This is a genomic window from Hungatella sp. SB206 (assembly GCF_051132295.1).
In the GTDB taxonomy this organism is placed as follows: domain Bacteria; phylum Bacillota; class Clostridia; order Lachnospirales; family Lachnospiraceae; genus Hungatella; species Hungatella effluvii.
The window spans coordinates 7,179,174-7,193,436 of record NZ_CP096603.1 but is presented as its reverse complement, the minus strand read 5'-3'; the positions used below and the strand labels follow the sequence as shown (position 1 = coordinate 7,193,436).

Annotated in this window: 12 protein-coding genes and 1 pseudogene; all 13 read right to left on the bottom strand. The window is 53.4% G+C overall.

Features of this window, described 5'->3' with window-relative positions; all coding sequences use genetic code 11:
* Positions 1–220: 220 nt before the first annotated feature.
* Positions 221–985 (bottom strand): hypothetical protein, encoded by a 765-nt coding sequence (locus M1L66_RS32380; RefSeq protein WP_187383028.1) that lies wholly within the window; start codon positions 983–985, stop codon positions 221–223.
* 10 nt (positions 986–995) lie between these two features.
* Positions 996–1,151, bottom strand: a complete 156-nt coding sequence (locus M1L66_RS32375; RefSeq protein ID WP_006771531.1) for a hypothetical protein — start codon at positions 1,149–1,151, stop codon at positions 996–998.
* A gap of 210 nt (positions 1,152–1,361) precedes the next feature.
* Positions 1,362–3,452 carry a DNA topoisomerase 3 gene (locus tag M1L66_RS32370; RefSeq protein WP_117622446.1) on the bottom strand — a complete coding sequence of 697 codons (2,091 nt, stop codon included), beginning with the start codon at positions 3,450–3,452 and terminating at the stop codon, positions 1,362–1,364.
* Positions 3,449–4,246: a DUF4366 domain-containing protein gene (locus M1L66_RS32365; RefSeq protein WP_069159487.1), complete on the bottom strand. Its 798-nt coding sequence runs from the start codon at positions 4,244–4,246 to the stop codon at positions 3,449–3,451. The genes M1L66_RS32370 and M1L66_RS32365 overlap by 4 nt, the downstream gene beginning before the upstream one ends.
* Positions 4,236–4,499, bottom strand: coding sequence for a DUF4315 family protein (locus M1L66_RS32360; RefSeq protein ID WP_006771534.1), 264 nt, complete (start codon positions 4,497–4,499; stop codon positions 4,236–4,238). Before M1L66_RS32360 ends, M1L66_RS32365 begins: the two co-directional genes overlap by 11 nt.
* Positions 4,500–4,522: 23 nt before the next feature.
* Positions 4,523–6,322 (bottom strand): C40 family peptidase, encoded by a 1,800-nt coding sequence (locus M1L66_RS32355; protein ID WP_006771535.1) that lies wholly within the window; start codon positions 6,320–6,322, stop codon positions 4,523–4,525.
* 31 nt (positions 6,323–6,353) lie between these two features.
* Complete coding sequence (locus M1L66_RS32350) at positions 6,354–8,759, bottom strand: VirB4-like conjugal transfer ATPase, CD1110 family (RefSeq protein ID WP_117622447.1); 2,406 nt, start codon at positions 8,757–8,759, stop codon at positions 6,354–6,356.
* Positions 8,662–9,111 (bottom strand): PrgI family protein, encoded by a 450-nt coding sequence (locus M1L66_RS32345; protein WP_039890717.1) that lies wholly within the window; start codon positions 9,109–9,111, stop codon positions 8,662–8,664. Before M1L66_RS32345 ends, M1L66_RS32350 begins: the two co-directional genes overlap by 98 nt.
* A 6-nt stretch (positions 9,112–9,117) precedes the next feature.
* Positions 9,118–9,684, bottom strand: a complete 567-nt coding sequence (locus M1L66_RS32340) for an MT-A70 family methyltransferase (RefSeq protein ID WP_080552239.1) — start codon at positions 9,682–9,684, stop codon at positions 9,118–9,120.
* A gap of 32 nt (positions 9,685–9,716) precedes the next feature.
* Positions 9,717–10,580, bottom strand: coding sequence for a VirB6/TrbL-like conjugal transfer protein, CD1112 family (locus tag M1L66_RS32335; RefSeq protein ID WP_006771540.1), 864 nt, complete (start codon positions 10,578–10,580; stop codon positions 9,717–9,719).
* 75 nt (positions 10,581–10,655) lie between these two features.
* Entirely contained in the window at positions 10,656–10,871 is a 216-nt protein-coding gene (locus tag M1L66_RS32330) for a Maff2 family mobile element protein (protein WP_002566673.1), read from the bottom strand.
* 64 nt (positions 10,872–10,935) lie between these two features.
* Positions 10,936–12,261: pseudogene (locus tag M1L66_RS32325) on the bottom strand (VirD4-like conjugal transfer protein, CD1115 family); the annotation flags it as partial.
* Between the two features lie 105 nt (positions 12,262–12,366).
* Positions 12,367–14,184 carry a reverse transcriptase domain-containing protein gene (locus M1L66_RS32320; RefSeq protein ID WP_002589063.1) on the bottom strand — a complete coding sequence of 606 codons (1,818 nt, stop codon included), beginning with the start codon at positions 14,182–14,184 and terminating at the stop codon, positions 12,367–12,369.
* Positions 14,185–14,263 lie beyond the last annotated feature (79 nt).

The following is a 14,263-nucleotide window of genomic DNA, read 5'->3' as shown; positions in this document are numbered from 1 at the left end:
ATATTACTCTTTTTCGCTTTCTTATGAAGATGCACTAATTCCGCTTGGCGGCATTTGGGACACATGGTTGGAAGCCCTGCCCATAACTGTTTCAGTAATCGTACTTCGTTTTCTCTGCTGTTCGTATACATTATCTCACCTCATTCAGCCTAATCGATCCGGTTTATTTTGACAAGCTGAACGCTTCCAACAAGTAGGACATCCGCATAGAGCAGCCGGACTACCATTCATTGATGGCATATAATAATCCAAACCGGATTTGCTTCAATAGTTCCGCAGACAGTGTTTCATACTCCTGCTCCAATCCTTTTTCGTGCGCTGCCCACGGAGGCGAATCATTCCATGATCCCATCGCTCCAAATACATCCGCTCGGCTGGCTGCCTCAAACACACGCAAGTGATTGTCCGGTAGTGGCGGCAGTGAAAGGCCATATGCTTTATCGGGATATTCCTTGCCGCCGTCCAAAATCGTTCCTGCTTGATAAAAGATGTTTGCAAAGCCTTCAAATCCAAGCCGGTGCGCCAAGTCCTGAATATCGTGCAAGACACTTCGGAACGCTTGCGTATTGTTTTCAAAACGTGGCCATGCTTTCGGCGGGTCATTCCATGGATGTTCTGTATAGAGGACATTCCACTTTCGCTCTTTGGAATCAAACTTCCAATCAGCAATAAAATAGGTCATTCGATTTCCCTTAAAAAAACACACTATACTTGCCTGGGTCGTATTGGAAAAACCTAACAGGCTGCGATCTCTGACAGAAGTAGGGCAATAGAGTTGAATATCTGTCAAATGTTGCTCTTTGAGATGTTCATACCATTGTGATACATCGTGAGCGGTATATGGTGAGCCTCCACTCCCCGTCAAACACAGAAATTGTGAGGGGTTCTCATAGTCTGCGGGTATGTAACAAATCGAGCTGCGGTTTTTTAATGCCCTTCTGGCGGCTGCCACTATGGAGCATATCTGATACATCTGTCCGTTCATAATCATCCACCTACCTTTTCGTTGTCATATTTCCAAAGCCAGCCAATGACGCTCCCATCAAAAGTCCAAGCGGGAGGTTCTCCCATAAAATCCCGAACAGCAGGCCAAGCCCCATCCCAATCGCAGCCATACCATGAAAACGTTGTTTTTTATCTGGTTGTTTCATTGGTGCCTCCCTTGCATGATATGCTCTTTACGCATAGTATAGCAGGGCTATCCGATTTTGAAAAGTAAATCTGAATGAAATTAGTCCTACCAGAGCATCCGTCATACAGGGGATTGGGGCTTCCCCAAAGAGAAAATCCCCGACCCGGCAGAATGGCCGGGACAGGGATTTTTCCGGGTGTGTGGCTACACTCCCTATGCTTGCTGTTTTTTAGTTCTTCGCCCTCCGTTCTATGCGGTAGTTAACGTACTTCCCGCCTGTATCGGCCAAAAGCACCGTGCCGTCGTAGGTCTTTCCCGTTTTCACGGAATGGAGGCCCTTTATCTTGACTTTCCCGCTTTTAAGGAGCGCGGCGGCGATTTTTGGGGTGAACGCTTTCTTTCGTTCCTCAAAAAATCGGTCATTCTTCCACATGACAAACTGGCAGGCCCGGTTTCCGCAGTAGTAGTTCTTCTTGCCCTCGTAGACGGCTTCGCCGCAGCGCGGGCATTTGCCGATAACCACACGCTCGGTCTGAAACAATTTCTGTGCATCCTCGCTGATCTGCGAATAGCCCGCAATCAGCCCCCGCGTCATTTCCTCAATGTCAGCCATGAAGCTGTCCGGGTCAGCCTCGCCCTTGGCAATGGCCGTCAGTTTCGTTTCCCATTCAGCGGTAAGCTGGGGAGAGGTTAGGACATTCGGCAGGACGCAGGCAAGGTTATGGCCGTCCTTGGTGGGAAGTAGCTGCTTGCCTTTGCGTTCCACAAATCCCATCTGCACCAGCTTTTCCAGGATGGAAGCGCGGGTGGCCGGGGTTCCCAAACCTTGGCGCTCGGCGTCCTCCGGCATATCCTCGGCCCCTGCCCGTTCCATAGCCGACAGAAGCGTGTCCTCGGTGTAGGGTTTCGGCGGCGTGGTGAAATGCTCGGTAACGGAAGCCTCCACCTTGTCAAAGGTCTGGCCCTCGGTGATCTCTGGCAGTTCCCGCGCCAGCTCCGGCCCGTCCTCGTCGGCGTCGGCCTTAAAGCAAGCACGGAAACGGCGTTCAATCTCTTTCCAGCCGGGCGTCAGGATGGTTTTGCCCTTGGAGGTAAACTCGTTTCCGGCGCAGGTGAAAGTGGCGGTGACAGCCTCAAACACATGGGGCGCTGCCACGGCACAAAGCAGCTTACAGCACACAAGGGAGAGAAGTTTTTTCTCCCCCTCGGTCAGCCCGTCAAAGCCTTTCTGAACAAATTCCATCGTAGGGATGATAGCGTGGTGGTCGCTCACCTTTTTGCTGTTCAGCACCCGGCCAAACTGCGGGGAAATATCCAGTTCCGCCGCAAAGGGAAGCAGCGGCCAGAGGCCGGAAACGATGCTTTCCGCTGTGGGCTGCATATCATCGGTAAGGTACTGGCTATCTGTTCTCGGATAGGTCAGACACTTCTTTTCATAAAGCTGCTGGGCATAGTCAAGGGTCTGCTTGGCGGTAAAGCCAAAGAGCCGGTTGGCCTCCCGCTGCAAGGTGGTAAGGTCATAGAGGCGGGGCGGCTGCTCTGTCTTTTTCTCCCGTTTCACCGATACACAAACGGCCTGCGCTCGTGCACAGGCTGTCTTGGTGGCATCGGCGTCGTCAGCACTGGAAAAGCGCTCGCTGGCCGCCTCCATGCCGCCTGCCGCGATATGGACAACGTGATATTTCTCTTTCTTGAAATTGTCGATTTTGCTTTCCCGGTCAACCAGCATTTTAAGGGTCGGCGTCTGCACCCGGCCCACGGTCAGGGTCTTGTGGTAGAGGATGGAGAAAAGCCTTGTGGCGTTGATCCCCACCAGCCAATCCGCCCGCGCCCGGCACAGGGCCGATTGATAGAGGGCGTCATAGTCTGCGCCGGGGCGCAAATGCTGAAAGCCCTCCAGGATGGCCGCGTCCTCCATGCTGGAAATCCAAAGACGTTTGAACGGCTTTTTACAGCCCGCCATCTGATAGACGAAACGGAAAATAAGTTCCCCCTCGCGCCCGGCGTCGGTGGCGCATACAAGGCCGTCCACGTCGGGGAGCTCCATCAGGGAACGCAGGACTTCAAACTGCTTTTTCTTCTCGTCCGGGATGATGTACTGCCATTCCTGCGGCAAAATCGGCAGGTCGCCATAGCGCCACTTCTTGAAACGCTCGTCATAGGCCCCGGCGTCGGCAAGGGAAACCAGATGGCCGATACACCAGCTCACCAGATAGCCGTTTCCCTCGAAATAGCCGTCCTGTTTCTTATCCGCGCCGATCACACCCGCAATACTGCGGGCCACGCTCGGTTTCTCTGCAATCACTAACTGAATACTCATTCCTCGTCCTCCTTATCCGTTTCTTCCTCCATCAACAAATCTTCCTCCGGCTCCTGGGCGTCCCCATCGGTGGTGTCGTCCGGCTCCGGGGCTTCTTCCTCGTCGTCCTCGTCCTCGCCAAAGTCGTACTCGTCCAGATCGTCGCCGCCCTTGACATCCGCTTTCGGCTTACGGAACTTAAAGAAGTAAAGGGCCGCGCCGCCGCCTGCCAGCACTACCACAAGGAACACCACAAGGCCGCCCATGCCGCCGCTTTCTTTCTCCGGCGCTGCCGGTTCTTCCTCGTCTGCGGGTTCCGGCTCCGGCCCGGCGCAGGCGGTCAGGTTATTTTTACAAACCGGGCAGGCCGTGTTGACGGCCCCGGCCTCACACTTGGCCGTGCAGGTGCAGGCTTGCGGCTCCTGTTCGCCGTCCTCCAACAACGCTTGCAGGTCGGTGTCGTCCACTTGGTTGAGGAAATGGACGGATGTTTCCTTGTCCTCGTTGGCCCGGTCAATCAGGATATAGAAATAATTCCCGGCCTTGGTGGTGACGGTGATAAGCTGCTTATCCCCGAAAAAATCATCCACCAGCGCCGCATTGCCCTCCGGGGTGACGGGTACGCCCTCCGGCTCCATCTCTATGCCCCCGGTGGTGGGTTCCTCCGTTTCCTCCGGCAAAGGGGCTTCGGTGGTTTCCGGCAGCGGCTCCGGGTCAGGGTCAACGCCTCCGGCATAGGCGGTGACAGAAAAAGCCGCCATGCAAAGCACAGCGGCCAGTGTTGCGGTGAACATGCGAATGGCTTTATTCTTCATCGGCGGTTTCCTCCTGTTCGTCCTGCTCAAAATCCGGCTGCGGGGCCGGGGGTACCTGCAACGCACCATCCCGGACAAAGGCGGTAAATTCCTGGGGCGTCATGTGCAGGCCCCGCACAAGCTGGATGATCTGCAAGTTTTCCTGTTCGGTCTTTGCCGCTTCCAGCTCCCGAAGCTGCTTTTGCAGCGCCGCGATCTTGTCCTTGGTTTTCTCAATGTCTTTTTCAATGCGTTCCAATTTGTTCATTGCCATAGTCAAACACTCCTTTCTGGCGTTTAAGGTAAACGCCCGTAACAATAAAAATGCTGTTGCCAGTAGCTTGAATTTAGGTTCGTGTAACTGATCGGATTTCCGCAGTGCAGCATTACCGAATTGCCCACATACAGCCCCACATGGGACATCCCGGCAGTGTCGTATGTGCCGACGAAAAATACCAGGTCGCCGGGCCTTGCCTGTTCCGGTGAAACGGGGATGCAGAGACTGTAAAGCCCCTGCGCCGTCTGCCGCCCCACATTCCAGCCGGAATGATTGACCACCCAGCTAATAAAGCCGGAACAATCAAAGCTGGTGCTGGGGGAGCTGCCGCCCCAGACATAGGGAAATCCCACATACTTTTCCGCCTCCGCGATCATGGCCGCAAAGGCTTCATCCTTTAGCGCCTCCGGTGGGATTTCATAGTAGGTCGGCTCCTTGACGGTGGAGGCATTGGGGTAGCTGCCGCTTGGAAAGAGGTCTTGCCGGTTGCCCAGCGTCTGCATATAGGCTGCGTACAGGCTCAGTTGTTTCTCGCTCATGAGATAGACTGGCAGGTGGGACAAATCCGCATTTTTCAGTGTCACATAGCAGATGGAATAGCGATACGGCACTTCTTCCTCGTATTCGTTGCCGTCGCTGTCTGTGTGCGTAACCGTTCGATAGCGGATCTCCACCTCCACGCGCTCGGTCAGGGTGTATTGCTGCTCAAAGAGCATGGCAAGGTCGCCCTGTACTTCCTCCAAGGTGAACACGCCGTTATGCAGCGCGGAGAGGATGGAGGTCAGTACATAGGGGTCATGGCCGATCTCGTCCAGCTCGAAACGGTACTCGTCATGGCCGGGATGGAGGGTTTCGTAGTGGTCAAGTTCGTACTGTAAATCAGCTTCCATCCCGGCGTAGGCAGCCTCGGCCCCCAGCATATCGCTGTCCTCGGACAGATAGGAGGTGGCCGCAAGCCCCGTCCCGGCACTGCCGAACATGGCGGTGCAGGATTGCAGGCCGCCCATAATCAGCATGAGAAGCAGGCCCACGCCGCCGATCAGCAGCGCCCCTTTCCAGTGACGGGCCACAAGGGACGCGGCCTGTTTTCCTTTCTCTGCGGCTTTCCTGGCGGCTGATGCGGTGGTCTTTGCACTACCTGCCGCGCTCCGGCCCGCCGCCCGTGCGGCCTTGGCGTATTCCCGTTTGATGTGCTGTTTCTGCCAGAGACGGGAAATGGGATTACTCACCGCCTGCGCCAGTTCCGGGTTGTCCCGCAGGGATTTTTGATACACAAACTCGGCATTGGCGGCCATGGATTTTCGTTCCGCCTTGGCTGCGGCCCGGTAGGGTTTCAGCTTATGCCGCCGTCTGGCGTTTCGCAGCGCCTTGCCCGCTTGGCGCTCGGCCAGTTCTTCCGCCTTATGGCCGCTCTCCACACCCACATTTTCCTGCTCCACCTCATGGATTTTTCCGTGGAGGTATAGCCCCGCCTCCTGCACCGGGCGGCTGGCCGGATTGGGTTTGAGCTTTGGCGGATGTTTCTCCACTTTCTCAAAGTGAAGTTTGCTTCTGGTCTTTCCCTTGGCCTCGTCGTAGACGGTTGCCTTGGCAATCACGCGCTTTTTGGGGAGGGCGCTTTTTGCTGCATCCAGCCGGTCGCGGATGTCCACAGCTCGTTCCAGCGCCTTTTCCGCTGTGCCGCCCGGCTTGGCCGTGTATTCCGGTTCGGCCTCCCGGCTGGAAATGTTGACGCTCTCACCGGTGGTCTGGTTATCCAGTGTAAGCCCAGCGCGGGTCATGCGCTGTGTCACCTTATCACGGGGGTTTAAGGGCTTCATAGTGCGTCACCTCCTTTTGCGGCCCCGCACCTCATACCGTGGCTCCCTCACCTAAGCGGGTGGTCATGATCTGGTAAAGCTGAGTGTGCTTTGGGATAGGATTCTTAAAGGGCAGAACGACATTCTCATAAATCAAAAGCCCCTCGCCGGGTTCGGAATTTTCCACATACCGTAATTGCTGGGGGGATAGGTTCAATCGCTCCGCAAGGATGTGCCGGTCGCCGGACGCCTGGTTGAGCAGGCAGATGAAGTCCGAATTTTCCAAAATATTTTCAATCTCCGGCGACAACAGCAGATCCTTGACGTTTTGCGTGGCACCTGTCGGGATGCCGCCCCATTTCCTGAAACGCTTCCAAATCTCGCAGGAAAAGGCCGCTGTCTGTTCCTCCCGCAACAGCAGGTGAAATTCATCACAAAAGAACCACGTTGCCTTGCCCTGGCTGCGATTTTGCGTCACCCTGCCCCAAATTTGGTCTTGGACGATCAGCATCCCGATTTTCTTTAGCTGCTTGCCCAGCTCCTTGATGTCAAAGGCCACAATCCGGCTTTCAATGTCCACATTGGTACGGTGGTTGAACACGTTTAAGCTGCCGTTCACATACAGGTCAAGGGCCTGGGCCACCCGGTCGGCCTCCGGGATATTCTGGTCTAACAGGGCTTTGTGGAGGTCGGAAAGAATCGGCATATTCTCCGGCTTGGGGTCTGCCAGATAGGGCCGGTAGATCACCTGCACCGCCCGGTCAATGACCGTCTTTTCGATGGCGTCCAGCCCGTTCTTTCCGCCCATCACCAGTTCACAAAACGATAAAACAAAGTCCGATTTTAGGGCCAGCGGGCTTTCATCCTCGCTGTAATTTAAGTTGATGTCCAGTGGGTTCACATAGGATTTGCTGGTGGGTGACAGTTTCACCACCTGTCCATGCAGCCGTTTTACAAGGGGGTAATACTCGGCCTCCGGGTCACATACATACACGTCATCCGGCGTACAGAGGAACACACTCAAAATTTCGGATTTGCAGCTCATGGACTTGCCGCTTCCTGGCGTACCCAGCTTTAAACCGTTTGGGCAGCGCGCCCGCTTTCGGTCAAGCATAATCATGTTGCCGGTCTTGGCATTGACGCCGTAATACATGGCCTCTCCATCCTGAAACAGCTCCTGCGTTACAAAGGGGACGAACACGGCCACGCTGGAAGTGGTCAGAGAACGCTCAATCTGGATGTGGCTGGCCCCTAATGGGAGGCTGCTCATAAGGCCCTGCTCCTGCTGGTAGTCCAGCCGTACAAGGGAACAGTTGTATTTCTGTGCCACGCCTGCGGCCCAAAACACATCGTTTTCCAGCGCCTGCCGGGTGTCGGCGGTATTGAGGACAAGAAAGGTGAGCTGAAACATCCGTTCATTCCGGCTTTGCAGGGTCTTTAGCAGCTCCTTGGCGTCCTGCCCGTAGGTGGCAAGGTCGCTGGGAAGGATGTCCATATCGTAGCCGCTGCGGACAGCCCTCTTTTGCTCCTGAATCTTCATGGCGTCCAGGTCGGTAATCTTGCGCTTCACCGTCTTGATGGCCTCGCTCTGGTCGATGGCCTGCACATGGAGGTTCACCACAATGCCGTTTTCTGTATTGAGAAAGTCGGCCAGCATTTCATCTGACAGCTCCGGGGACAGGATGTTTAAGAAGCTGACAGCCCCGTACTTGCCTCCCAGCCCGAACATCCGGGCGTTCCCGAAACGGAACGACGATGGGGCGATAAAATCCTTGGTGGAGAGGCCGGAGGAAGCCAGCCACTTCCAATCGAAGGAAAACGGCTCCCCGTCCGGGTGGAACATGCGGTGCATGACTTCCAGCCGGGCCGTTGCGTCCAACCCCCACGCCACAGCCCCCATGCTCTTGAAATAGCCCAACAGGTCGGTTTCAATGCGGTGCAGTCTGGCACGGGCCAGTTTGAGGTTATCGGCCTCAATGGTGTAGGTGAGAAACTTCCGCTTGACCAGTCCGTTGTTCCCACTTACGAGCTGGTCTTTTAATATGGCGGAATACTCCGTGCGGATGTCGTCAAAATCATCCCCCTGCGCCCGGATTTCAAGGCTCTTGGCGTACTGCCTGGGGTCAATCTTGTGGTTGAGAAAGGAAAACTGGATGTGGATAGAGGCATCCAGATAGTTGTAAAGGTCGCACAGGTTTTCAAAGATGGCCGCCTTGGTGTCCGCCTGGGCAAGCTGATAGCTGATGTCTGAAAACTCGATGCACTTGGAAAAGGTGCGGGGCGTCAGGCGGCAAACCCCATCTGGATACATGGCCTCGTAGGGGATACTCTCCTGGGCGGAGTGGGGCTTTCCGTCGCCCTTATACCTGCGGATGATGGCCTGAATCTCTTTCTTTTCGGCGCGGGTGAGTTTGACCGGCGCTTTTGCGCTCGTTTCGTTTCTTTGCTTTTTGGACAATGGTGTTGACCTCCTTTTCCATTTGGAATTGCCGCACAAGGGCGGTATAAGCGTTGTTGGTCTGGTAGGGCCTTTCCTTGGGCTGGATAAAGCAGCACTCTACGATCTGGCGCACCACCACTTCAAGGGGCTGGCCGTGGCGTTCATACAGCGCCAGCAGAAAGCCCGGCAGCATGGCAAACACCATAAGGAGCGCCGCCGCACTGGTGGGGATGCGGCCCCGGATCAACAAGAAAAGCGGGACACCGACCAGCAGCGCACCGCCAAAACAAAGGAGCTGGCGTTTCGTCAGCCCGAATACCACCTTGGATTTCACCTTGGTAAAATCCTTGGGGACAGTGACATAAGCCAAATAAAATCACCTCGTTTCTCGTGCGGACAGGGAAAAATCGCTGTCCACTTCGTTGCCCCACACATCCCAGCCAGGGATTTTCTGTCTGGCAAACAGTTCTGCGCGGGGCAGGTCGCCCGCAAGCTCGATGATTTTCTCGCGGGTGATGTCGGGTTTCTTGCTGTGTTCCTCAATGGGGGAAATAATAAACTGATGGACGCTTCGGGAATAGCGTTTGGGGTGTCCCCGCTTGGCAAGCAGGCAGATTTCCGCATTTCCTCTTGTCCAGTGTCCCAGCCCGTAAAACCAGGTGGGGCTTTTCTTGTTTCGTTTGAGCCATACAAAGGCCACGGTCTTGAAGGTGAAGCCCCACGCCTTGATCAGCCGCAGGGCTTCCGGCAGCATGGGGAACGTAGCCCACAAAAACAGCAGGCAGTCCTTGGCGGCCAGGGTTTCCACCGGCAGGGCACACAGCGCGTCGATTCCCATGGTGGGATAGTGGTTTTCCGCTGCCCCCTGTACCGTTTTCTGGTCATATCTCCACGGCGGGTCAGCGTAAATAATGTGATAGGTTTTCTTCTGCGATTCCTTGATAAGTTTTTTCCTCCTGCGTAAAAATTGTAAGGTCAGTGGGCGGTAAATACTGCTTTACTGATACTTCCCGTCTTGAATAGGCAGAAGCACAGCAGCACCGTATATCCCATACAGCCCCAGATCGCGCCGGAAATATCCTCCATCGTGCCGATGTCCTGAATCAGCACCGCATAGATGCCGACAACAACCATAATCAGGAACGCTTGGAAGCCCAGCGCCAACAGGGATTTCAAGTAGTTTTGGCCGACACCGCGCCACTCCGAATTGCCCAGCGTGGCAAGGGGAATCGGCCCCAGCGCGGTCACAGCGTATATTTCAATCATTCTCCCGTAGGTGACAAGGAAAATGCAGATGGATAACGCGTGCATCGTCAGCCCCACAACCAGGGTCTGAAACCACAGGCCCAACAGAGGGCCGATGTCCATGGCTTCCAGCCGGGTTTCTAGAGCCGGAATCAGGGTATCAAAGTCAATGCTGGTTTCCCCGATGATGATACCGGCGCTTTGGTTCACGACGGCCTGGGTGGCGTCAAAGACGCCCATGACGATATTCCATGTGTTCGTCACAATGAGGATGGCAAAGGCGCTCTTAAACATCCAGCGGAAGAACAGGGACGTATCAAAGTCGTGCATGTTGTTCTTTTCCACAATCATTTCAATCAGCTCATAGCACATCACCAGGGCGAGAATCGCCGCCGCAATGGGGACAATGACCGTTTCGGACAGGGTTTGCAGCATGGAAAAAATGCCGCCGTTCCAGTCCTGCGGCGTGCTGCCAACATCCGATGCGATTTCCCCTACCTTGGTATTCACGGTGCTGAAAAGGCCGGACAGGTTTCCCTTGATCCCGTCAATCAGGATGCCTTTGATCCATTCCCCGATTAAATCATCAATCATGTGTGTATCCCTCCTTTCCCGCGCCCTCCAAACAGCAGGAGGGCGCGGCGTATTGCTTGCAGATAAATAAAAGGATTATCCCAGCAGCCCGGACAGCAGCGGGACGAGGGTCATGCCAATGAGGGCCACGCCTCCGCCCGCGACAAGCTGCTTGATTCCCTGGCTCTTGCTGGCGGGGTTGTCGGCCCCGTATCCCTCCAACAGATTGACGCCGCCCCATACACAGAGCGCTCCGCCCAGGCCCACAACGATGGTCTGTAACGTATCCACTGCACTATTGAAAAATTCCATATATGCCTCGCTTTCTGCCGGTTTCCGGCGAACAAATTTGATTGATTACAGAAAAAAAGCCGCTTCACTTTGCGGCCAAATCTTCGTCCGACAGGTCGATATCGTAAAGGTCAAAGGGTTCATCCTCCGACACCACGCGCCGTTTTTTCCGGCGCAGGGATGACAAGTACCTGTCCACATCAAAGGTGTTCTGTTTGTCGGCATCCGAGAGGTATTTGTAGCGGGGGTGGCGTGTAATATCGTACTTCTCACTGAAAAACGGCCTCACCCCGCGTACCTGCAAAATACACTTGCCTCCGTCCATGGTTGCAATTTCGTCCTGGCTCATCAGCTCCTTTCCGAGTTTTTGGTAGTTCAGTCCGTGGGAGGTCTGCGCGCCCCGGTTCTCGCTTTGGTTGTAGCTGTCAATGGTTTCCTTGCCCAGCACATCCGCGATTTCCTTGGCGTTCTTGCCTCTTCCACTCAGGAAAAGCGTACAGTCGCAGTTGTCGGAAATGATTTCCGCTGCATCCTTGTAGATGGCCTTTAACTGTGACTGGCTCTGCAAAATGATAGAAGCCGAGATTTCCCGGCTTCGGATGGTGGCGATCAGCTTGTCAAAGTTGGGAATCTGACCGATGTTGGCAAACTCGTCCAGAATCATCCGCACATGGACGGGCAGCCGCCCGCCGTATTTGTCATCGGCCCGATCGCATAAGAGGTTGATAAGCTGGCTCTGTACCATGGCAAGAATGAAGTTAAAGGTCGTGTCCGTGTCGCTCATAATGAGGAACAGGGCCGTTTTTTCATCCCCGATGGTGTCAAGCTCCAGCTCGTCGTCCTCCATCAGATCCCGCACTTCCCGGATGTCAAATGGCGCTAATCTGGCTCCGCAGCTAATCAAAATGGAACTGCGGGTTTTGCCTGCCGACAGAAGGAATTTTTTGTACTGGCGCACCGCAAAGTGTTCCGGGTCTTTTTCTTCCAGCCGTTCAAACATCTGGTCTACCGGGGATTGAAATTCCGGGTCGTCCTCGCGGGCTTCGCTGGCGTTAATCATTTCAAGTAGCGTTGTGAAATTCATTTCATCGTCCGGCGCTTCGTACCAGATGTAGCCAATGAGAGCCGAATACAACAGACGTTCCGACTTCACCCAAAAATCTTCGGTGCTTTTTTCGCCCTCTCCCTTGGTGTTGCAGATCAGGGTGTTGACCAGTTTTAAGATGTCTTTTTCCGAATGAATGTAGCGGAATGGGTTGTACCGCATACTCTTGGAAAAATTGATGGTATTCAGCACTTTGACCCGGTAGCCACACCGTACAAGGAGTTGCCCCACCTCACCGATCAGGCCCCCTTTCGGATCGGTGACAATGAACGAGGCCGGATAGTCCTTGGACACGCACTGCATCAGGTATGAGGTAGGCACCCTGCGCCTTGCTGACTTTCATCAGTAGGTTTCAGGGAGCCGCCTCCCAAACCGGACGTACACCTCTCAGCGTATCCGGCTTTCCATGAATCACCTTGATTCTTTGGTTTCGTGTAAGAGTTCAAAGCAGTCAGGGCAGAGAGCCAGAGATTTTCTTCTCATTTTCAGTATTTTCTGCTCAAATATATCCCTGCCTTTCAGCGATTTCAGCGTTCTTACGTGGTGCATACATAAATAGTCTGCATGTTCCCCGCAAATCTCGCATACTCCGGCTTTTATGCGGTTTACTATCGTGTGCCTGCTGTCATATTTCCTATAACTCGGCATAACGTCTGCCACATTGTCATAGCCGTCGCTGTGCTTTCTGAATCCATCATGGTAAAATTCGCAGTATTTACGTCCCTTAGTTGTATCGTATGGGATTCTCAGTACTCCGTTTACCATGTGCCGCTTCTTAATAACACTGACATTCGTTCTGTGCTTTCCTGCCAGAGTTTTTAACATGCTGTACCGCACCATGTAGTAATACTTGTGCAATGCGCCTACGTTTTCTGCTATCCGATAGAAGTTATATAACCCTCGAATTTCGGAATTGAAAGTAGACACAATCTCTGCATCGCTGCGGTTCATCAGGTCTTTCCTTGGCATAGGACGCCACATTTCTTTGCCTGTGTCATTGTTGCGTTTCACCTGTATCGCTCCCCGTTCCATCGCTTTTTTAATCCATTTTTCTTTCGGCATATACAGGAATACTTTTCCATACCACACCCGTTTCATGTCGCCGTTTTTACAACGCTTCATGTTCTTGGAATGGATTACTTTGAAATCGTACCCCAGATAGCGTACCGGCTTACTGGAATGGGTGACTTTCGTCTTTTCCTCGGACATTTCCAAATGCAGTTTTTCTTGGAGAAAGATTTTTACATCTTCCTTGATTTTTTCTGCGTCCTTTTTGGAGCCGATAACGCCAATTACAAAATCATCGGCGTAACGGTTGTACTGGATTTTCTTGAAGCCTTCCTCAAACGGATTGTAATAGTGCTGATTCATCTTCTTCCTTCTGGAATCCTTAAATTCTTTTACCAGTTCAGGAGTTGATTTTTCTGCGCCCATTAACGCTTTACGTGCCTTTCTGTATCTCCGGGACGCCCGCTCGTATTCTCTGGTCGTCCTTCTGCGTTCTGGCTCGCAATCATACTTTTCTTTGTATTCCTGCATATAGTTGTCCAGTTCGCTGAGGTAGATGTTTGCACATATCGGACTGATACCGCTGCCCTGCGGAACACCGGAGTAGGTGCAGTTGTACTGCCATTGTTCCATATATCCGGCTTTCAGGAACTTCCAGATTAGACCGATAAAAGCCTCGTCTGAAATCCTTTTCCGCAGTAATTCAACCAACACATGATGGTCGAAGTTATCAAAGCACGCCTTAATGTCTCCCTCGACAATCCATGTAACACCTGTGAAGTTTTTCTTCACTTGCGTAAGTGCCGTGTGACAGCTTCTTTTTGGTCTGAAACCGTGTGAATTGTTGCTGAATGTCGGCTCATAGATTGCTTCAAGAATCATTCTGACCACTTCCTGCACTAACTTATCATCAGTAGAAGTGATTCCCAACGGGCGAAGTTTCCCGTTCTTTTTAGGAATGTACTTTCTTTTTGCAGGCTTTGGCTGATATGTCCTGTTGCGTATGGATTCAATAATCCGGTTAATTCTCGGCAGGCTCATGTTGTCCAGCGTCTGCCCGTCTACCCCCTGCGTCATGCTCCCCTGCGATTTCGCAATGTTCGCATATGCAAGGAGATAGAACTCTGGATTGTATAGGTTGCGATATAATCTTTCATATTTGTTGTTACTTACACTTGCCTTTTCTTCAAGGCTTTTCAAGACATGAATCGGATTTCTCATAGTGTCTCACACACCATCCTTTCTGTTTTGAAAATGATTCACTGTTCCCCTTTGCCATGTAGACGGCTTTCCCGTCCGC

What these genes read in the sequence shown, in the direction of transcription:
- M1L66_RS32370 (WP_117622446.1), bottom strand. Translation starts at nt 3,452, where the DNA reads ATGAGTATTCAGTTAGTGATTGCAGAGAAACCGAGCGTGGCCCGCAGT.
- M1L66_RS32330 (WP_002566673.1), bottom strand. Translation starts at nt 10,871, where the DNA reads ATGGAATTTTTCAATAGTGCAGTGGATACGTTACAGACCATCGTTGTG.
- M1L66_RS32360 (WP_006771534.1), bottom strand. Translation starts at nt 4,499, where the DNA reads ATGGCAATGAACAAATTGGAACGCATTGAAAAAGACATTGAGAAAACC.
- M1L66_RS32375 (WP_006771531.1), bottom strand. Translation starts at nt 1,151, where the DNA reads ATGAAACAACCAGATAAAAAACAACGTTTTCATGGTATGGCTGCGATT.
- M1L66_RS32320 (WP_002589063.1), bottom strand. Translation starts at nt 14,184, where the DNA reads ATGAGAAATCCGATTCATGTCTTGAAAAGCCTTGAAGAAAAGGCAAGT.
- M1L66_RS32355 (WP_006771535.1), bottom strand. Translation starts at nt 6,322, where the DNA reads ATGAAGCCCTTAAACCCCCGTGATAAGGTGACACAGCGCATGACCCGC.
- M1L66_RS32380 (WP_187383028.1), bottom strand. Translation starts at nt 985, where the DNA reads ATGAACGGACAGATGTATCAGATATGCTCCATAGTGGCAGCCGCCAGA.
- M1L66_RS32335 (WP_006771540.1), bottom strand. Translation starts at nt 10,580, where the DNA reads ATGATTGATGATTTAATCGGGGAATGGATCAAAGGCATCCTGATTGAC.
- M1L66_RS32365 (WP_069159487.1), bottom strand. Translation starts at nt 4,246, where the DNA reads ATGAAGAATAAAGCCATTCGCATGTTCACCGCAACACTGGCCGCTGTG.